At 73.5% G+C, this 18398-nt stretch carries 16 protein-coding genes and 1 rRNA gene; 8 read left to right on the top strand and 9 right to left on the bottom strand.

What is annotated here, in order from left to right; genetic code table 11:
- The first annotated feature begins 149 nt into the window (after positions 1-149).
- From rosag_RS24900 to rosag_RS24885, 4 genes are all read left to right on the top strand, one after another.
- Positions 150-572 (top strand): secondary thiamine-phosphate synthase enzyme YjbQ, encoded by a 423-nt coding sequence (locus rosag_RS24900; RefSeq protein ID WP_284352904.1) that lies wholly within the window; start codon positions 150-152, stop codon positions 570-572.
- A gap of 238 nt (positions 573-810) precedes the next feature.
- Entirely contained in the window at positions 811-2403 is a 1593-nt protein-coding gene (locus tag rosag_RS24895; protein ID WP_284352903.1) for a class I adenylate-forming enzyme family protein, read from the top strand.
- Positions 2404-2489: 86 nt separating this feature from the next.
- Entirely contained in the window at positions 2490-4763 is a 2274-nt protein-coding gene (locus rosag_RS24890; protein ID WP_284352902.1) for an NYN domain-containing protein, read from the top strand.
- A gap of 131 nt (positions 4764-4894) precedes the next feature.
- Complete coding sequence (locus rosag_RS24885; RefSeq protein ID WP_284352901.1) at positions 4895-5539, top strand: DNA-3-methyladenine glycosylase; 645 nt, start codon at positions 4895-4897, stop codon at positions 5537-5539.
- Between the two features lie 30 nt (positions 5540-5569).
- Here the strand turns inward: rosag_RS24885 and rosag_RS24880 are convergent, their stop codons facing one another.
- Both rosag_RS24880 and rosag_RS24875 read right to left on the bottom strand, forming a co-directional pair.
- Complete coding sequence (locus rosag_RS24880) at positions 5570-6247, bottom strand: hypothetical protein (RefSeq protein WP_284352900.1); 678 nt, start codon at positions 6245-6247, stop codon at positions 5570-5572.
- 165 nt (positions 6248-6412) lie between these two features.
- A complete protein-coding gene (locus rosag_RS24875) occupies positions 6413-9139 on the bottom strand; it encodes a M14 family metallopeptidase (protein WP_284352899.1) in 2727 nt (908 codons plus the stop codon).
- 167 nt (positions 9140-9306) lie between these two features.
- On the opposite strand from rosag_RS24875, the gene rosag_RS24870 reads away from it, so the two are divergent.
- Complete coding sequence (locus rosag_RS24870) at positions 9307-9630, top strand: hypothetical protein (RefSeq protein WP_284352898.1); 324 nt, start codon at positions 9307-9309, stop codon at positions 9628-9630.
- A 275-nt stretch (positions 9631-9905) separates the two neighbouring features.
- On the opposite strand, the gene rosag_RS24865 is transcribed toward rosag_RS24870, so the two are convergent.
- The 4 genes from rosag_RS24865 to rosag_RS24850 form a co-directional block, all read right to left on the bottom strand.
- Positions 9906-11111, bottom strand: a complete 1206-nt coding sequence (locus tag rosag_RS24865; protein WP_284352897.1) for a glycine C-acetyltransferase — start codon at positions 11109-11111, stop codon at positions 9906-9908.
- A gap of 22 nt (positions 11112-11133) precedes the next feature.
- Entirely contained in the window at positions 11134-11427 is a 294-nt protein-coding gene (locus rosag_RS24860; RefSeq protein WP_284352896.1) for an ankyrin repeat domain-containing protein, read from the bottom strand.
- 13 nt (positions 11428-11440) lie between these two features.
- Positions 11441-12457, bottom strand: coding sequence for an L-threonine 3-dehydrogenase (gene tdh / locus rosag_RS24855; RefSeq protein WP_284352895.1), 1017 nt, complete (start codon positions 12455-12457; stop codon positions 11441-11443).
- 152 nt (positions 12458-12609) lie between these two features.
- A complete protein-coding gene (locus rosag_RS24850) occupies positions 12610-13401 on the bottom strand; it encodes an SDR family oxidoreductase (RefSeq protein WP_284352894.1) in 792 nt (263 codons plus the stop codon).
- A 597-nt stretch (positions 13402-13998) separates the two neighbouring features.
- Between rosag_RS24850 and rosag_RS24845 the strand changes: the two genes are divergently transcribed.
- Positions 13999-14340 (top strand): hypothetical protein, encoded by a 342-nt coding sequence (locus rosag_RS24845; protein ID WP_284352893.1) that lies wholly within the window; start codon positions 13999-14001, stop codon positions 14338-14340.
- A gap of 125 nt (positions 14341-14465) precedes the next feature.
- On the opposite strand, the gene rosag_RS24840 is transcribed toward rosag_RS24845, so the two are convergent.
- Positions 14466-14627, bottom strand: a complete 162-nt coding sequence (locus tag rosag_RS24840) for a hypothetical protein (protein ID WP_284352892.1) — start codon at positions 14625-14627, stop codon at positions 14466-14468.
- Between the two features lie 216 nt (positions 14628-14843).
- On the bottom strand, positions 14844-15617 hold the full coding sequence (locus rosag_RS24835) for an SAM-dependent methyltransferase (RefSeq protein WP_284352891.1): 774 nt from the start codon (positions 15615-15617) through the stop codon (positions 14844-14846).
- A gap of 164 nt (positions 15618-15781) precedes the next feature.
- Here rosag_RS24835 and mutM point away from each other — a divergent pair, with 164 nt between their 5' ends.
- Positions 15782-16567: a bifunctional DNA-formamidopyrimidine glycosylase/DNA-(apurinic or apyrimidinic site) lyase gene (gene mutM, locus rosag_RS24830; RefSeq protein ID WP_284352890.1), complete on the top strand. Its 786-nt coding sequence runs from the start codon at positions 15782-15784 to the stop codon at positions 16565-16567.
- A 19-nt stretch (positions 16568-16586) separates the two neighbouring features.
- Here the strand turns inward: mutM and rosag_RS24825 are convergent, their stop codons facing one another.
- Positions 16587-17771: a class I SAM-dependent rRNA methyltransferase gene (locus tag rosag_RS24825; RefSeq protein ID WP_284352889.1), complete on the bottom strand. Its 1185-nt coding sequence runs from the start codon at positions 17769-17771 to the stop codon at positions 16587-16589.
- 535 nt (positions 17772-18306) lie between these two features.
- Between rosag_RS24825 and rosag_RS24820 the strand changes: the two genes are divergently transcribed.
- Positions 18307-18398 (top strand): 23S ribosomal RNA (locus rosag_RS24820); the annotation flags it as partial.

Here is an 18398-nt window from a genome sequence, read left to right as displayed (position 1 = left end):
CGGGTGCGGAACCGGTAGCGCGTTCCGGGGGGCCGGAGCCTGGGCACCGTACGGGTGGCGGAAAGAGGGGGTTTCGGAGAAGAATGGGCCTCGAACCGCCCCAGAGGAACCACGTGGGAGAACCACCTGCGCCACCCCGACCACGCGCCATGAAGACGCACACGCGCTACCTGACCTTCACCACGCGCCGCCGCCAGGAGATCGTCGACATCACCGACGAGGTCGAGGCGACGCGCGCGGCCGCCGGCATCCACGAGGGCTTCGTCCTCGTCTCCGCGATGCACATCTCGGCCTCGGTGTTCGTGAACGACCACGAGCCCGGGCTGTGGCAGGACATCCTCGACTGGCTGGAGTCGCGCGTCGCGCCCTGGGACCCCGAGGCGTACCGCCACAACAGCGGCACCGGCGAGGACAACGCGGCGGCGCATCTGCGCTCGCTCACGATCGGCCACGAGGTCATCGTTCCGGTCACCGCGGGCCGCCTCGACTTCGGCCCGTGGCAGCGCGTGTTCTACGGCGAGTGGGACGGGCAGCGGCCCAAGCGAGTCGTGCTGAAAGCGATGGGAGAGTGACCAGGACCGCGGACGACGGAACGGCGGAGGACGGAACCACGGAGGACGATGAGGCGTGAGACGGTGAGGCGGACCCTTTCAGCCCGAGGCTTCGAGCTTGCAGGGGGCGCCCCATCGTTTCACGCCCCGCCGTCTTCCGCTCCATCGTTCTCCGCCCCATTGGTTTCCGTCCGTCGCTTTACCCGGCTCTTGCGCCGGATTAGCGTTCCGTGCTGATGCCCAGACCCTCCGACGAGTGATGGCCGACACCTGGACCCTCGCTCCGGTGCTCGCCCGGCGTGCCGCCGAGCACCCGGAGCGCCCCCTCGTCGTCGCCGCCGCGCGGCGGCTCACGTACGGGCAGGTCGAGACGCAGGGCACCGCGCTCGCGGCCGCCCTCGCCGAGCTGGGGATCGCGGAGGGGGACCGCGTCGCGATCAACCTGCCCAACTGCCCCGAGTGGGTCGTCGCGCTGGTGGCCTGCGCGAAGCTCGGCGCCGTCGTGGTGCCGGTGAGCCCGCGGCTCAACTACCACGAGCTGAAGTACCAGCTCCGCCACGCCGAAGTCTCCTGCGTGGTGACGGCCGAGCGGCACAACGGCGTCGACTACCTGCAGCTGTTCGAGCAGGCGCTCGCCGAGCTCCCCGACCTGCAGTACATCGTCACCGTCGGGGACGAGGAGCTGTGGTACGACGACCGGATCTTCCAGTTCGAGGATCTCGTGTCGAAGGGCGCCGGCCGGCCGGTGCCCGCGCCCCAGGAGGTGCACGACGGGAGCGACCTCGCGCTCCTCTACACGTCGGGCACGATGGGCAAGCCGAAGGGCGTGCGCCTGAGCCATCGCGGGATCCTCGAGACCGCGGTGCGCACCGGCGAGGCGATCGAGCTCGCGCCGCAGGACCGCATCTTCGCCGGCGTGCCGCTGTTCGCGATCTTCGGCTTCTCGACGGCCGTCGGCGCGATCGCGAGCGGTGCGACGCTCGTGTTGCAGGAGCAGTTCGACGCCCCGACCGCGCTGGCGCTGCTGGAGCGCGAGCGCGTCACGGTGCTGCAGGGCGTGCCGACGATGTTCCACCTCCTCATGCGCGAGGAGCGGTTCGACGGCGCGAAGCTCCGCGCCGGTGGCCTGCGCACCGGCATCATCGCCGGCAGCCCGGCCAGCGAGGAGTTCGTCCGGCGGGTGCGGCGCTGGTGCGACGTGCACCTGGCGTACGGCCTCACCGAGACCGGCCCTACGGTCTCCATCACCCGCTTCACCGATCCCGAGGACAAGCGCCTCGGCACCGTCGGCCGCCCGCTCCCGGGCGTCGAGGTGATGGCCGTCGACGTGCTCACCGGCGCGCTGCACGGCCCCGCGGAGGCGGTCGGCGAGATCGCCGTGCGCGCCTCGGGCGTCATGATCGGCTACGCGCGCATGCCGGCGGAGACCGCCAAGTCGTTCACGCCCGAGGGCTACTTCCTCACGGGCGACCTGGGCATCCTCGACGACGACGGCTACCTGCGCATCGTCGGGCGCCGGAAGGAGGCGATCCTCCGCGGGGGCTACCAGATCCATCCGCGCGAGATCGAGAACCAGCTGCGCGCGCATCCGGGCGTCGAGGACGCCTGCGTGATCGGCATCCCGCACGACGTGCTGGGTGAGCTGATCTGCGCCTGCGTGGTGCCGGTCGAAGGTGCGGTCATCACGGGCAAGGAGCTCAAGGACTTCGCCCGCGACACGATGGCCGACTACAAGATTCCCGACCTCGTCCGCTTCTTCGACGCGTTCCCGATGACCGGGAGCGGGAAGGTGCGGCGACGAGAGCTCGAGCGCACGGTCGCGCTCGACCCAACCGTCACGTCGGGCGCCTGACGCACGCGCCGAGAGAGTCCTCTGAGGGAGACCGCTCTCCGCGCGGGTCGTCGGCGCCCGCCCCAGTTACGCACGCGAGCCTGTACATGAGCTCTCGCTTCCAGCGGCCGCCGCAGCGCGGCGCGGTCGCTCCGATCCACCGCGGGCCCCAGGCCCTGCCCCCCGGCACCTCCGCGTCGCCCGGCGGCTACTACAACATGCACGCGCCCAACGCGGCGCTCCTCATCGACTTCGACAACGTCACGATGGGGATCCAGAAGGACATGCAGTCCGAGCTTCGGAACCTGCTGTCCTCGGACATCATCAAGGGCAAGGTCTCGGTCCAGCGCGCGTACGCCGACTGGCGGCGCTACCCGGGCTACATCGTCCCGCTCACCGAGGCGTCGATCGACCTGATCTTCGCGCCCGCGTACGGCTCCGCGAAGAAGAACGCGACCGACATCCGCCTCGCGATCGACGCGATGGAGCTGGTGTTCACGCGTCCCGAGATCGGCACCTTCATCCTGCTGTCGGGCGACTCCGACTTCTCGAGCCTCGTCATCAAGCTCAAGGAGTACGGCAAGTACGTCATCGGCGTCGGCATCCGCGAGAGCTCCAGCGACCTGCTCGTCCAGAACTGCGACGAGTACTACAGCTACAACGCCCTCGCGGGGCTGGTGAAGACGGGCGAGGAGGAGACGGTCCGCTGGGACCCGTGGGAGCTCGTCGTCGAGGCGATCGGCCGGATGGTGAAGAACGGCGACGTGATGCGCGCCGACCGGCTCAAGCAGGTCATGCAGGACGTCGACCCGAGCTTCGACGAGAAGGACCTCGGCATGTCGAAGTTCTCGCGCTTCGTGCACGAGGCGGAGAAGCGCGGCCTGCTGACGCTCACCAAGCAGGAGAACGGGCAGTACGAGATCGGCCAGACGCGCCCGCCCGCCTCGCAGGCCGCCGCGCCGGTGGCCGAGCCGGCCGATCGCGCCGCCGAGCGCGCGGATCGCGACCGTGGTCGCCGTGGCCGCGGGCGTGGGCGTGGGCGTGGGCGCGACTTCGAGCGCGGCCCGCGCCGCGACGAGGGCGAGGAGGGCGGCGACGGCGCGATCGAGACGCCGCTGCTCGAGCTGCCGGTGGAGCGCGAGCCCGCGCCGGCGCGCCCCGCGAAGCCCGCGGCGTTCGCGATCGGCGCCAGCGGCGAGCGGCTGACGCGCGCCGAGGCGTTCGACCTCGTGCGCCGCGCCGTCGAGTCGCTCACCCGCGACGAGGGCGACAGCGTCTCCTCGCGCGAGGTCCGCGTGCGTGCCTTCGAGCTCCTCGGCCGCGACAGCGAGTCGCTGACCGAGCGCATGTTCGTGCGCATCCTGCAGGACGCCCACGACGCGAACCTCGTCGACCTGCGCAAGCGCGGCGACGACTACGAGCTGTCGCGCGCCGCGGAGGCCGACTCGGTGGCCGATCAGCTGAACCGCGCGGCAGCCGCCGCACAGGCGGCCGAGCCGTCGACGGCGGCGGCGCCCGGCCCGCGCGGCATGGGGCCGCGCGGTGGTGGCGGTCGCGGTCCCGCGCGCGGTGGGCGTGCCGCGCCGCCGCCGGAGCTGCTGTCGATCGGCGTCGTCGGCGCGGCCGCTCCCGCCGCTCCTGCCGCTCCTGCCGCCAGCGCCCCGGTGGTGCCGGCGGAGATCCCGCTCGTCCTGCCCGTGGCCGCCGCGGCACAGGCCGCGGCACAGGCCGCGGCACAGGCCGCGGCGCCATCTGCGCCGTCGGCTCCCGCCGCCCCGGCGACCCCCGCCGCACCGGCCCAGCCGCCGCGTCGTGGGCGCGGTCCGGCCGGCCGCGGCGCACCGCCGCCGGAGCTGCTGTCCGTCGGCGTCGTCTCGCCGGTGATGCCGGTGACGGAGGCGCTGCCCCCGGTGCCGGCCGCAGCGGCGACGGTGGCGATCCCGGCGGCTGGTGAGACGTCGTCCGCCCCGGCCGACGAGGCCGCGGGTGAGGCGGAGGCCGCGCCGTCGCGCGGTGGGCGCGGCCGTGGTGGCCGTGGCCGCGGTCGCGGCGGCCGGGGCGAGGGTGCCCCGGCGGCCAAGACGGCGGCTCCGGCCCCGGCCCCGGCTCCGGCCCCGGCTCCAGCGCCGACGGCACCCGCTCCCGCTGCCGCTCCGGCGCCGGCCGCTCCGGCGCGCGGTGGTGGCCGTGGGGGCGCCAAGACCGCGGCCAAGACGCCCGCCAAGACCGCCACGAAGACGACGGCCAAGGCGCCGGCGCGCGGCGCGGCCAAGACGGCTGCGCCGGCTCCGGCTCCGGCGGCGGCGGCTCCCGCGCCCGCGGCCAGGACGGCCGCGAAGCGCGGCGGCGCGCGCAAGACGGCCGCGAAGCGCGGCGCATGACCCCGGGACGTCGCGCGGGGGGCCGGAACGCCGGCCGCCCGCACGGCGTCGCCGACGGCGCTCCGGCGCCCCCGTCCCACGTCGCGGCCCGTCCCGCGATCGAGGAAGGGGGCGCCGGGGCGTTTCCGGCGGTGCCTCCCGGCTCGCCCTATCCCGACGCGTTCTACGACCGCGATCCGCGCCTCGTCGCGCGCGAGCTGCTCGGCGCGGTGCTCCAGTGTCGCACCGCCGACGGCGTCGCCAGCGGACGCATCGTCGAGACGGAGGCCTATCTCGGCCCGCACGATCCGGCGTGTCACGCGGTGGCGGGGCGCACCGCCCGCACCTGGTTCCTGCACGGCGCGCCGGGCGTCGCCTACGTCTACCGCATCTACGGCATGCACTGGTGCTTCAACGCGGTCACGCTGCCCGAGGGCTTCGGCAGCGCGGTGCTCGTGCGCGCGCTCGAGCCAATAGAGGGCGTGCAGCTGATGCGGCGGCGTCGGTCCGTGCGCACGGGCAGCGTGCCCGCGGACCGCGATCTCACCAACGGTCCCGGCAAGCTCGCCGAAGCGCTCGGCATCGACGGTCGGCTGGACGGCGTGCGGCTCGACGGCGCACCGAACGCAGCAGGGGCGCTGACGCTGCGCGCCGGCGCCCCCATCGCCGATGCGGCGGTGATCGTCACCCCGCGCATCGGCATCACGCGCGCGGCCGAGTGGCCGCTGCGCTATCTCGTGGCTGGCAGCGCGTGGGTCTCACGCACGCCGAAGGCGTTCCCGCGCACGCCGTACTGAGCGTGTGCTGACGGCGCGGGAACGCGCGCCTCAGTACTCGCGCGACGGCGCGACGTTGAAGCGGAAGCCCGCCTCGAGCTGCGCGACGCCGCCGCGGTTCCACAGCGATCGCGTCTGCGCGGGCGTCGCGTTGGCCTGCAGGAACACCGCGGCGCGGCCGAACTGCACCTGGCCGCCGGCGACGAGCAGCACCGACGCCTTGCTCGAGCCGTCGTCGATCTCGTCCTGCACCGACGCCCAGTGCGACGCGCTCTCGAAGTCGCCCTGCGGCGACGCGTCGCGCATCACGTCGATGGCGAGGCCCAGGCCCGCGTACGGGCGCACCGGACCGAGCATGCCCGGCACCGCGAGCACCGTCGCCGAGTAGCGGCGCGCGTCCTTCAGGTCGACGACGCGGCCCATGCCGGGCACGCCCGGCTCCGCCACCGCGGACGTGTGCTCGAAGAACGACTGCTCCGCGCTCACCAGCAGCGCCGCGCGCCTGCGCGTGATGAGCCAGTCGGCGCCGGCCAGCGGCGCGATCTTGTAGCCGTCGGTGACGGTGCCGAAGCGGGCGGCGCCGCCCTTCACGCCCCAGAACCACGAGTCGGCGAAGGCGCGCCGCGCGGTGTCGGCGGCCGGGATCTGCGCCGAGAGGACGCCGGCGGACGTCGCGAGCAGCACGACGGCCGACGCGAGGCGGGCGAGCGGGGAAGGGCAGCGAGACATGCTGGCTCCGACGAGGCGGGTGGCACGCCCGCGCGCGACGTCTCCGGCGATCCGGGACGGCGCGCGGGAATCGCCCGAACGACGAGGGGCGCGGCGTCCACGTCACGCCGCGCCCCTCGTCCCACATCTATTAAAGCGCGAGCGTTGTGCGCCTCGCCGGACCCGTCACGTTGCCGGCCGCGCGTCCGCCGCGGGCGACGACAGGATGGCGTTGAACAGCATCTTGAACGTCGCGATCGACTGCCCGCGGTACTGCGGGCGGAAGCCGAACATCACGACGCGCCCCTGTCCCAGCGGCACCTCGGCCGCCGCGGTCTTGCCCGCGATCTGCGACGCGCCCGTGAGGAAGCCGCTCATCAGGATGTCCTCCCCGCGCGCCGGATAGCGCGACAGCACGCGCGCCCCCGGCACGCCCGAGACGTCCAGCGTCGTCGAGTTGGTGAAGTACACCGCCGTCGTGTCCGACATGCCCGCGGTGATCGGGCTCGACGTGTCGACGAGCGTGCGCAGCACCGAGCCGGGCGCGTACAGCTGCTCACGCACGGGCGCACCGACGCGCACCGTGTCGGCGTCCGCGCCGCCGCCGCCCTCGCCGCCGCGCCCGACGTTCGGCGTGATGCGCCGCACCGGGATGCCGAGCGGGCCGCTCGCGAGCTCGGACGCGCGGTCGAACAGCAGCAGCGTGCCGCCCGCCTCCACGAACGCCTTCAGCGCCGCGGTGCCCGCCGCGCCCAGCCCGCCCGTGTACTGCGCGGGCGCCGCGCTCGCGGCCAGCCCGCGCTCCGCCTCGCGCAGCGCCATGTCCGACACCACCAGCACGTCGTAGCGCGCGCGCAGGTTGCCCGCGCGCATGATCGAGTCGGTGACGCTCGTGTACGCGACCTTGTGCTGGTCGAACACCCAGCGCGTCCACCCCTCGTCCATGTTGCCGGTCCACGGCTTGTACAGCCCGACGCGCGGTGCCGCGCGCAGGGTGCGGCCCGCGGGCAGCGTCGCCACTGTGCCGCCCTCCGTGCACGCGCGCGTGGCCGCGTCGTCCGCGCGCTCCAGCACGAACGAGCCGGCGGCCGCGGTCGCTCCGCCGCCCAGCGCCACCGGCGCCTGCGCGATGCGCATCGGGACGCCGCGCGCGAGCGCCGCCATCGCGATGGCGTAGCTGCGCGTGTCGCGCGAGTCCAGCACGCGGTACTGGCCGCCGCCGGTCGCGCCGCAGCGGTCGCGCAGCGTCGTCACGTCGATCTCGCGCACCATGCTCGTCGGCGCGTCGAAGCGCTGCGCGACCTCGTCCACCGCCACGCCGAACTGGAACGGCAGCGTCCAGCCGGCGACGTCGTACGGCCGCTCCTGCGGGCCGCCGGGGAAGCGCTCCATCTTCGGGAAGCGCTGCACCTCCAGCAGGTCCTTCGCGTGCGCGCGGTACGGCTGCGCCATCTTCACGACGTGGCTGCCGGCCGGATACGACTTCCCGTTCGCCTGGAACGCCGCGGTCGCGCGCTCCACCTCCACGCCGCCGATGCGCAGCACCTCCACCAGGCGCGCGGCGGCACCGGGGTCGCGCTGCGTCGCGGGGATCACGTACGCCCACGGGCCGCCCGCCTCGCCGGCCGCGATCTGCTTGCGGCCGAGCTGCGCGAAGTTGCGCACGTACTGGTCGCGCTGCTGGCTCAGCATGCGCACCAGCGCCTCGGCCGCGATCAGCTCGTAGTCCATGATGTCGCGCAGCCGCCACGTCCCGCCCATCCACGGGCTCGGGAAGTTGACCTTCTGCTCGTAGCGCGGCAGTCCGCGCGGATGCCCGCGCAGGTCCTCCACCTTCTGCGTGATCGGCGTCGCGATGCGCACGCTCGCGGCCTCGGTCAGCAGGCCGACCATGTTGTGCCGCGTCGGCGTCGAGCGCGCGCCGCCGTGCCACCAGAGGTCGTAGGTCACGCCGTCGCCGACGCCCGTCTTCCCGCGCTCCTCGAGCGCGAGCGCCATCTCCATCCCGATGTGGTTGATCCCGCGCACGATCAGCGGGTCCACGTTCGGGTTGATCGGGTCGACGTGCGGCGGGATCGAGAGGCGCATCCCCTCGTTGCCCTGCTGGTGCACGTCGTAGAACACGGCCGGGAACCAGCGGCGGTAGAGCAGGTCCGTCACCAGGCGCGTCTCCACCTGGGTGGCCATGTACCAGTCGCGGTTGTTGTCGTGGCCGACGTACGCGTGGTACAGCCACGGCAGCGGGCCGCCCTCGTACGGCGTGCCGACGCCCCTGCGGTACCAGTCGGTCACCATCTGCTGGCCGTCGGGATTGAGCGACGGGACCAGCAGCAGCACGACGTCGTCCAGCGAGCGGCGCAGCGTGTCGTTGGTGACCAGCCGGTGCGCGAGCTCCATCGCCATCTGCGACGACGCGATCTCGGTCGCGTGGATGTTGCAGGTGATCATCACCACCGCCGGCTGCTGCGCGACGATCCGCGCCTGCTCCTCCGCCGACAGGCCGCGCGGGTCGGCGAGTCGCGCCTGGCGCTGGCGGATGGTCGCGAGATTGCGAATGTTCTCGGGCGAGGAGATGGTCGCGACGATCAGCGGCAGCCCTTGGGTGGTGCGGCCGAGCGTGTCCACCTTCACCATCGGCGACGCGCCGGGCAGCGAGGCGAAGTAGCGCGTGATCTGTCCCCAGTCCGCCAGCACGCGGTCCGCGCCGACGTCCAGCCCCAGCAGGGCCTTGGGCGTGGCGACCGACGTGGCGCGCGGGGCGGGCGCGGCGCGCCGGGCCTGCGCCGTCGCCCCATCGGGCAGGGCGGCGAGCGACACGCACGCGGCGGCCGCCGTCGTGAGCGCCGAGGTGAGCGCCGTGGTGAGCACGCGCGCGGCGCCGGGACGGCGCGCGGGGGTGGGGCGGGGGGACATGGGGCGGGGCATCGCGGTCCGAGAGGAGAGCGCCCGGCGGCGCCGGGCGGGCCGTCCGAGGTGGGCGCTCAGTATACCGTTCGTCGCGCACGGGCGTTGACGCCCTCGCGGGCCGGCGACGCCGCGCCCGCTCTCCCTCGACCCGATCACCGGAGCCCCCCGCGCCGATGCCCTCCGCCCCGCCGTACCGCGAGCCCTTCCGCACCGCGGTGCTCGGCACCGTCTTCGGCGACCGCACGGCGGTCGTCCACCGGCTGCACGCCGGCGACCGCCTCATTCTCGTGCCCGATCCGCCCGGCGCCGACATCCCGGCCGTCTACGTGCACGCGCCGGGCGGCGACGTCATCGGCCACCTCTCGCTCCAGATCGCCGTCTGGCTGGCGCCCTGGATGCTCGCGGGCGGTCGCGCCGGCGCCGTCGTCGACAAGGTCCACTCCGACGACGTGGAGAGCTGGCAGCGGCTCATCATCCGCGTCGAGCTCCGAGACTGAGCGCGCCCCTTCGGTGTCGTCCCGAGCGGAGCGAGGGACCTGCCTTTCCGTCACGCGTGGCTCGCGTCGCCGCTCCGGACCCAAACTGAAACGCAGCAGGGATCGGAAGCTGAGAAGATCGGACAACGACGGATGGCTGCGCGTCGCGGCGAGGAACGTCGCCAGACGCGGAGCCATCCGTCGTTATCCGATCCTTTCAGAACTTCATCCTTGCAATGCCGTTCGCCGTTCGGGGCCGGTGCGACGGCGTCCGTCACGCAGCGCTTCGCGGTTTCTCAGATGATGCCGAGCTTCGCGCCGACCTTCTTGAACGCGGCGACGGCGAAGTCGAGATCGTCCCGCGTGTGCGCCGCGCTGATCTGGCAGCGCACGCGCGCCTGTCCCTGCGGCACCACCGGGAACCCGAAGCCGGTCACGAACACGCCCTCGTCCAGCAGCAGATCGCTCATCTGGATCGCGGCCGCCGTCTCGCCGACGATGATCGGGATGATCGGCGTCTCGCCCGCGAGCGGCTTGAACCCCGCCTCGATGATGCGCTCGCGGAAGTAGCGCGCGTTCTCGCGCAGCGTCTCCACGCGCGCCGGCTCGCGCTCCGTCAGCTCCACCGCCGCCAGCGAGCTCGCGGCGACCGTCGGCGGCAGCGCGTTCGAGAACAGCTGCGGGCGCGAGCGCTGCGTCATCATGTCCACCAGCGCCGCCGGCCCGGCGATGAAGCCGCCTGCCGCCCCGCCCAGCGCCTTGCCGAGCGTCGACGTGATGACGTCCACCTCGCCCAGCACGCCGAAGTGCTCCGCCGTGCCGCGCCCCGTCTTGCCGAGGACGCCCGTCGCGTGCGAGTCGTCCATCACCACGACCGCGTTCTCCTCGCGGGCGATCTGCAGGATGTCCGGCAGCTTCGCGATCGAGCCCTCCATCGAGAACACGCCGTCGGTCCAGATCAGCTTCCGCTTGGCGTCGCGGTTGGCGCGCAGCTTCGCGCGCAGGTCGTCCAGGTCCGAGTGCTTGTAGACGGCGGTCGTGCACTTCTTGATCGCCTTCGCGAGCCGGATCGAGTCGATGATCGACGCGTGATTCAGCTCGTCCGAGATCACGAAGTCGCCCGCCTCGACGACCGTCGCCGTCAGCGCCTCGTTGGCGTTCCACGCCGAGACGTACGACAGCGCCGCCTCCGTGCCGACGAAGCGGGCGAGCGCCGTCTCCAGCTCGCGGTGCACGGTGAACGTCCCGCAGATGAAGCGGACGCTCGCCGTGCCCGCGCCGTAGCGGCGCAGCCCCTCGTGCCCCGCCTCGACGACCGCCGGGTCGTCGGCGAGGCCGAGGTAGTTGTTCGACGAGAGGATCACCACCTCGCCGCGCCCCTCCATCCGCACGCGCGGCCCCTGGGGCGAGTCGAGGTGGTTCAGGCGCTTGTAGACGCGATCGGCCTTGAGCTGCGCGATCTGCGCCTCGAAGTCCTGGACGAAGGTCGGGTTGAGGGCCACGGAATGGTGGGGACGGCGGTGGTCAGGACGCGCCCGCGGCGCGGAGCGCGGCCGCGACGTCGGCGTGCCCGGCGCGCTCGGCCAGCGCCAGCGCGGTCTGGCCGGCGCGGTCGCGCGCCTGCGGGTCGGCGTTGTTGTGCAGCAGCAGCTCCACCGTCTCGCGGTGCCCGCCGGCGGCGGCCAGGTGCAGCGGCGTGCGCCCTTCGGCGTCGGTGACGCGCGTCAGGCGGTTGTCCATCGCGAGGACCGCCGCCGTCTCGTCGGTGTCGCCCGCGCGGGCGGCGGTCAGGATGTCGTCGTGGTCGTTCTCGTACATCGGAGGCTGGGCGTCAGGCGATCTCGAACACGACCTTGCCCGCCTCGCCGCTCTTGATCGCGTGGATCGCGTCGTCGAAGCCCTCGAGCGGGAAGCGGTGCGTGATCACGGGCGTCGGGTCGAACTCGCCCGAGCGCAGGAAGCGGGTCATCTGGTGCCAGGTGTCGTACATCCGGCGGCCCACGACGCCGTAGATCGTGATCCCCTTGAAGATCACCTCGGAGGCGAAGTTCACCTCCATGGGCTTGGCGGGGATGCCGAGCATCTGCACCCGGCCGCCGACGCGCACGAGCGCGAACGCCTGGTGGATCGCCGCCGGCACGCCCGACATCTCCAGCACGACGTCCACACCGTAGCCGCCCGTCGCGCGCTCGACCGCGGTGGCGGCCTCGGAGGGATGCACCGTGTCGTGCGCGCCCATGCGCCGCGCCAGCTCGAGGCGCTTCGGGTTCACGTCGGAGGCGATGATGCGCGACGCGCCCGCCGCCTTGCAGATGCCGACCGCGAAGCAGCCGATCGGGCCGCAGCCCGTGACGAGCACGGTGGCGCCGGGGATCTCGGTGTGCGTCAGCGCCGTGTGGAAGGCGTTGCCCATCGGGTCGTGGATGCCGCCGATCTCGTAGGAGACGTTGGCGTCCAGGTGCCACACGTTGGTCGCCGGCATCGCGATGTACTCGGCGAAGCAGCCGTCGCGGTCGACGCCGATGATCTTCGTGTGCGGGCAGACGTGCGCGTTGCCGGTGCGGCACAGCAGGCACATGCCGTCGACGATGTGGCCTTCCGCCGTGACGCGGTCGCCGACCTTCACGTTCTCCACCAGGGCGCCCACCTGCACGACGTCGCCGGCGAACTCGTGGCCGACGACGAACGGCGGCCGACAGCGGCCGCGCGCCCAGTCGTCCCACTCGTAGATGTGGACGTCGGTGCCGCACACGCCCGCGCGGCGCACCTGGATGAGCACTTCGTCGTCCCGGATGCTCGGCTCGGGCACCTCGCGCAGGACGAAGCCGGGGCCGGCCGTCTCTTTCACCAACGCCTTCAAGCGCTCGCTCCGTGTGGACTCGGTTCGTGTGTCGGGCGCCCGCTCGGTGCAGCCGTCGGCGCGCGCGAAAGGTGGCCGGGGAGTGGGCGGGAGGGGAAGCCCGGCGGCCGCCGCCGCGCTCGGGACGCGCGCTCCATCACCTACAGCAGCGACGCGATCTGGCCGCCGTCGACCTGCAGCGCGGTCCCCGTGACGAAGCTCGCCCGCTCCGACGCCAGGAAGGCGACCACCGCCGCCATCTCGCGCGGCGCACCCGATCGCCCGACGGGGATCGCCTGCGTGCGCGCGGCGAGCAGCTCGTCCACCGGCCGCCCGTCGCGGGCCGCGCGCATCTCGGCCAGCTCGCGCGCCCGCGCCGTCTCGAAGTGGCCGGGGAGCACCGTGTTCACCAGCACGCCGTCCGGCGCGCACTCGGTGGCCAGCGTCTTCGCGAAGCCCAGCAGCCCCGCGCGCGCCATGTTGGAGAGCAGGAGCCCGGGCTGCGGCTGCTTCGCGGCCATCGACGTCAGGAAGATCACGCGGCCCCACCGGCGCTCGCGCATCGGCGGCACGCAGCGCTGCGCGAGCCGGATCGCCGCCAGCAGGTTGAGCTCCAGCGCGGCGCGGTACTGCGCGTCGGTCGTCGTGGCGAACGTCGTCGACGGCGGGCCGCCGGCGTTCGCGACGAGGATGTCGATCGGGCCGAGCGTCGCCACCGCCTCGTCGACCGCGCGCGCGGTGGCGTCGGCGTCGGTGACGTCCGCCGCCAGCGGCAGCACGCGGTGGTGCGTCCGCGCCACCAGCGCGGCCGCCTCGCGCTGCAGGAGATCGGTGCGACGTGCTACCATTGCGACCGCCGCGCCCTCCGCGGCCAGCTCCTGCGCGATCGCGAGTCCGAGGCCGCTCGAGGCGCCGGTGACCAGCGCGACGCGGCCCGTCAGTCCGAGATCCATGTCCGTTGCTCCGCTGCGGCGCCGCGTCGGCGCATCGCCGACGGCGCCGCGGTGATGGTGGGTGGATGGCGAGCGTGCGTCCGGCGCGGGCGCCACCGCGCGCGCGCGTCGCCGCGTGCGACGCGACGCATCCGACGGTGTGCGTGAGGATTGCGCGATCCGCGCGGGACCTCTAAGTTCGCGCAACGCGACGAAGATGGTACGCACGACGTTACCATTTCGCGCATCGACCGTCCATTCGGCGATGCGCTGCGCGACGGCCCGCTGTCGGACCACCGTTGCGCGTGTCGGATCCGCGCTCCTCGACGAGCCGCCCGTCGCATCCCACCGCAGTCGTCACGTTGTCGTCACGCAGTCGCACGGCGCACGACCGAAGTCGCAGTCGCATCGCAGTCGCAGTCGCTGCACCCCGCGTCAACACACCGCGCGTCGTCGGAGGCTGGAGCTCCGCCGTCCGACGTCGCGCCGAAGCTTCGCCCGCCGCGCTCGCGCGCGGGCACACGCCGTCTCGACGTCGCGTCGCACCGAGTGCGCGCGCCGTCGGGATGCCCGCGTTCCACCGGGGGACCGCGGGAACGACCCGCACCAGGAGAGCTCATGGCTGCTACCAAGACCGCCAAGAAGGGCGCCGCGAAGCGCGGCACGAAGCGCGCGGCGAAGAAGGGCACCGCGAAGAAGTCGACGGCGAAGCGCGCCAGCGCCAAGAAGGCCGGCACGCGCAAGACCGCCGCCCGCGGCGCGGCGAAGAAGGGCGCGGCGCGCAAGGCGACCGGCGCGAAGAAGACGACGGCGCGCAAGTCCGCCGCCAAGAAGTCCACCGCGAAGCGCGCCGGCACCAAGCGCGCGGCGGCGAAGAAGGGCGGCGCGCGCAAGACGTCGGCGCGCAAGGCCACCCGCAAGACGACGGCGCGCAAGTCGGCCGCGAAGAAGTCGGCCTGAGTCGCTCCGCCCGGCGCATCGCACGCGTCGGGCACTTTCGTAGGCGCTACACGACGACGCCCCGCCGGCATGCCGGCGGGGCGTCGTCGTTCAGGATGGCTCGTGCCCGGTCGCGCGATGGCGACTCAGGCCGCGCGGGGCTCCGGCGTGGCCTCGGCCACCGCGGGCTCCGGGGCCGGGCCCCAGACGAACGCGAAGAATCGCGGCGTCACGTCGGCGCGCGCGCCGTCCGCGATCACGATCCCGAGGGGCTCCTGCACTTCTATGGTCTGACGCGTCTGCTTCATAGGCACTCCTTGCGTAGGGGCCCGGCACCCGGGCGCCCATACTACTGGCAGCGCCGGTGCCGGGGATTCGCCCACACGTAAGACGTTGCCTCGCAAGCAGTTGTTAAGATCGCCCGGGCCGCGGCCGTGGGCGAATGTCGCGCTCTGACACATCCCCGCCGGCACGGGTGTCGCGAAACGCGACACCCCCGTGCCCTGTCAACGGGCCCCGCCGGCTCAGTGGAGCTCGGCCTGCTTGCGCGCCAGGAAGGTCGGCCCGGTGGCCGACTCGCTCTCCACCGAGATCGCCCAGCCCGCGTAGCGCGCCCGGAGCTCCTCGAGCGTGGGGCCGGCGGTGCCGGCCACGATCGTCTGGACCAGGTGGACGCCGCCGTCGAGCGTCGCGCTCTGGAGCGTCGCGATGGCGCGCTCCCGCTCCTCGGGAGCCAGCCCCTCGAACGCCTGCGGCGAGCAGACGACCAGGCGCAGCGCGACGTCCGGCGCCCACCCCGCGATGTCGCCGACGAGCGGGCGCACCCGCGTCATCAACCCCGCCTGCTCGGCCGCCACCATCACGCGCTCCACCGCGTCGGGCGCGGCGTCGATCGCGGTCACGGCGCAGCCCAGCGCGGCCGAGAAGATCGCGGCGCCCTCGTCGTCCATGCCGGCGACCAGCACGTGCTCACCCTCGGACGCGCGGACCTCGCGCGCGAGCGGGCTGTTGGGGTGCAGCCCCCAGCGCTCCGGCTTCCGCAGCTCGGCGAGCGTCTTCAACCGGCGGCGGCGCCACGTGCTGTAGCTCGGCAGGCGGATGCGGCGCGCGATGATCCGGTCCACCTCCTCCCAGATCACCAGCTCCGTGAACGTCGTCTGCGCCTGTTCGCGCAGCGCGGCGACCGCCTCGTCGCCGATGGCGAGGATGGCGCTGCGCGGGATCGAGTCCTTGTAGTCCTCGATCTCCCGCTCCACGAACAACTCGTATTCGTGCTTGAGTGAACGTGGGGCGTGCATGCGGAGCGCGGTGGTGCGCGGGAACGGATGGCGGGGGACCCGCGTAACCTAGGGCGCGGGACCGGGCGTGCAAGGCCGGATGCATGCATGTCTGGCCGATCCCGTCACGGTGCCCGCCGCGTCCGCCCACCGACGGATCCGCGCACCACCCGCTTCCACGTCGCATGCCCGAGCTGCCCGAGGTCGAGGCCGCGGTCCGCGCGCTGCGCGCCGCCGTCGTCGGCCGCACCATCCGCGACGCGCACACGCGGCATGCCGCCGCGCGTCGCGCTCTCCCGGACGACGTGGCGGCCGCGCTGACCGGCCGGCGCATCGTCGGCGTCACGCGGATGGGGAAGCACCAGGCGCTCGCGCTCGACGACGGGAGCACGCTGCACGCGCACTTCCGCATGACGGGCGACTGGGACGTGGGTCGCGCGGACGCGCCGCTGCCGCCGCACGCGCGCGTGGTGCTCACGTTCGACGACGGCGTGCGCGTCGCGCTCGTCGATCCGCGCGCGCTCGGCGGCATCACGTGGCACGCGCCCGGGCAGGCGCCCGCGCCGGCGCTCGGTCCCGACGCGCTCGACGACGCCTTCGACGCGGCCGCGCTGCGCGCCGCGCTGCGCACGCGCCGCACCGCCATCAAGCCGGCGCTGCTCGATCAGCGCGTGGTCGCGGGCGTCGGCAACATCTACGCGGCCGAGGCGCTTTGGGTGGCGCGCATCGATCCTCGCGTCGCGGCGGCGTCGCTCGGCCCCGCGCGCGCGGAGCGGCTGGTGGCGGCGATCAGGTCGGTGATGCGCGATGCGCTCGAGACGCCGGGCCGTTACCAGGACGGCGAGGCGCTCGAGCGCATGCACGTGTACGGCCGCGAGGGCGAGCCCTGCACGCGGTGCGGCGCGACGATCCGGCGCATCGTGCAGGCGGGGCGCTCGACCTACTTCTGCGGCGGCTGCCAGCGCCGCTAGGCGCTGCCACGCGCGCGGCTCAGTCCATCGCCTCCAGCAGTGCTCCCTTGATGTAGCCGGTCTCGGGCACCGTCAGCAGCTCGGGATGGTCGAGCGGCTGTCCACGCAGCTCGCGCAGCGCCATGCGCCGTCCGCTGTCGGCCGCCGCCGCTTCGAGCATCTCGAGGAAGAGCGGCTTCGTGAGGTGGTAGCTGCAGCTGGCCGTGAAGAGCAGCCCGCCCGGCGCGAGCAGGCGCATCGCGCGCAGGTTGACGTCCTTGTAGCCGCGCAGCGCGCCCGGCAGCGCGCCGCGCGTCTTCGCGAACGCCGGCGGGTCGAGCACGATCGTGTCGTAGCGCGTGCCGGCGCGCTCCTCCTCGCGCAGGAACTCGAACGCGTTCGCCTCGCGCGTGCGGAGGTTCGCGTAGCCGTTGCGCGCGGCGTTGGCGTGCGCGCGCTCGAGGGCGTGCGCGGAGACGTCGAGCGCGAGCACGTCGTCGGCACCGCGCGCCAGGTGCAGCGCGAACGAGCCGTGGTAGCTGAAGCAGTCGAGCGCGCGTCCGCGCGCCACGCGGCCGACGAGCGCGCGGTTCTCGCGCTGATCGAGGAAGGCGCCGGTCTTCTGACCGGTCCAGGGAGCGGCGAGGTAGCGCACCCCATGCTCCGCGACCTCGATCTCCTGCGGCACGTCGCCGAACAGGAGCGCGGTCTCGCGCGGCAGGCCCTCGCGCGTGCGGACCGCGGCGTCGTGGCGCGCGAGGATCCCCTCGCACCCGGTGAGCGCGCGCAGGGCCTCGACGATCGGGCCGCGCGCCTGCTCCAGCCCCGCGCTCATCAGCTGGACGACCAGCCAGCGGTCGTAGCGATCGACCACCAGGGAGGGGAGGCCGTCACCCTCGCCGTGGACCAGGCGGTAGGCGCTCGCCTGAGCCGCGAGGGGGGCGCGCCGCGCGAGGGCGGTGCCGAGGCGGTCGTGCCACCAGCCGGCGTCGATCACGGCGTCGACCTCGCGCGTGAGGAGCCGGAGCGAGATCTCGGAGGCGGGGCTCCAGAGTGCCTGGCCCAGGGGGCGGCCGCGCGGATCGCGAACGCGGACGATGCCGGGGGCGTCGGCCGGCCGCTCGATGAGGTCGCTGCGATAGATCCAGGGGTGCCCCGCGTCCCAGCGCTGGGCGCCGCGGGCGGAGACGACGGCCACGGTGGCCGTGGCGGTGGTGGTCGGCATGCGGGGATGGTACGCCGACGCAGTGGGCGCCGGTACCGGCCGGCACTCGGTCCGACGCGTTCCTTCTTATAGATGGGGTGCGACAAGGGATGCGCTCGGCGCGGGGCGCGCCGGGAGCGGGCTCGGCGGCGCCTCATTTTCTGGGGGGAACGGGCCGTGCGGAGGCGTGTTCGGACGCCTTGACCCTCCCTCCAGGGCCGTCTACATTACCCGACCCTTCGCTGACCGGCACCGCTTCGGCACCGCTGGCGGCGCGGGGGACGCCTCGAAAAAAGGTTGACAGAGGCGGCGCAAAAGAGTACTATACGAGGCTGGATGCGACGGCGGTTGCCGCCGGCGCAACGCTGATTGACAAGTGACGGACGAGGGGCGGTCAGAGGCTCGCGAGAGCGGCTGGCCGCGTGGGATGCGAATCCAATTGCGCGACGGCGAGTGCTTCGGTGCTCGTGGCGCGCGACGAGATTGCGTGTCGATTTATTGTGGATCAGCCTAGTGTTTTGATCTACTGCGCGTGTCGTGTTGACTGAGTTGGTGTAGTCAAGCGACTGAAGGCCAGTGGGGGATGCCTGGGCACACGGAGGCGATGAAGGGCGCGGTAAGCTGCGATAAGCCGGGGGGAGCCGCACA

Source organism: Roseisolibacter agri, from assembly GCF_030159095.1.
GTDB classification, from domain to species: domain Bacteria; phylum Gemmatimonadota; class Gemmatimonadetes; order Gemmatimonadales; family Gemmatimonadaceae; genus Roseisolibacter; species Roseisolibacter agri.
Note: the sequence above shows the minus strand (reverse complement) of the source record. Positions and strands in the feature narration are given on the sequence as shown.

Excerpts from the sequence above, each read along its gene's own strand:
- rosag_RS24900 (WP_284352904.1), top strand. The coding sequence starts at position 150 with ATGAAGACGCACACGCGCTACCTGACCTTCACCACGCGCCGCCGCCAG.
- rosag_RS24825 (WP_284352889.1), bottom strand. The coding sequence starts at position 17,771 with ATGCCGACCACCACCGCCACGGCCACCGTGGCCGTCGTCTCCGCCCGC.
- rosag_RS24895 (WP_284352903.1), top strand. The coding sequence starts at position 811 with ATGGCCGACACCTGGACCCTCGCTCCGGTGCTCGCCCGGCGTGCCGCC.
- rosag_RS24840 (WP_284352892.1), bottom strand. The coding sequence starts at position 14,627 with ATGAAGCAGACGCGTCAGACCATAGAAGTGCAGGAGCCCCTCGGGATC.
- rosag_RS24845 (WP_284352893.1), top strand. The coding sequence starts at position 13,999 with ATGGCTGCTACCAAGACCGCCAAGAAGGGCGCCGCGAAGCGCGGCACG.
- rosag_RS24880 (WP_284352900.1), bottom strand. The coding sequence starts at position 6,247 with ATGTCTCGCTGCCCTTCCCCGCTCGCCCGCCTCGCGTCGGCCGTCGTG.
- rosag_RS24860 (WP_284352896.1), bottom strand. The coding sequence starts at position 11,427 with ATGTACGAGAACGACCACGACGACATCCTGACCGCCGCCCGCGCGGGC.
- rosag_RS24835 (WP_284352891.1), bottom strand. The coding sequence starts at position 15,617 with ATGCACGCCCCACGTTCACTCAAGCACGAATACGAGTTGTTCGTGGAG.
- rosag_RS24890 (WP_284352902.1), top strand. The coding sequence starts at position 2,490 with ATGAGCTCTCGCTTCCAGCGGCCGCCGCAGCGCGGCGCGGTCGCTCCG.
- rosag_RS24850 (WP_284352894.1), bottom strand. The coding sequence starts at position 13,401 with ATGGATCTCGGACTGACGGGCCGCGTCGCGCTGGTCACCGGCGCCTCG.
- rosag_RS24875 (WP_284352899.1), bottom strand. The coding sequence starts at position 9,139 with ATGTCCCCCCGCCCCACCCCCGCGCGCCGTCCCGGCGCCGCGCGCGTG.
- rosag_RS24870 (WP_284352898.1), top strand. The coding sequence starts at position 9,307 with ATGCCCTCCGCCCCGCCGTACCGCGAGCCCTTCCGCACCGCGGTGCTC.
- mutM (WP_284352890.1), top strand. The coding sequence starts at position 15,782 with ATGCCCGAGCTGCCCGAGGTCGAGGCCGCGGTCCGCGCGCTGCGCGCC.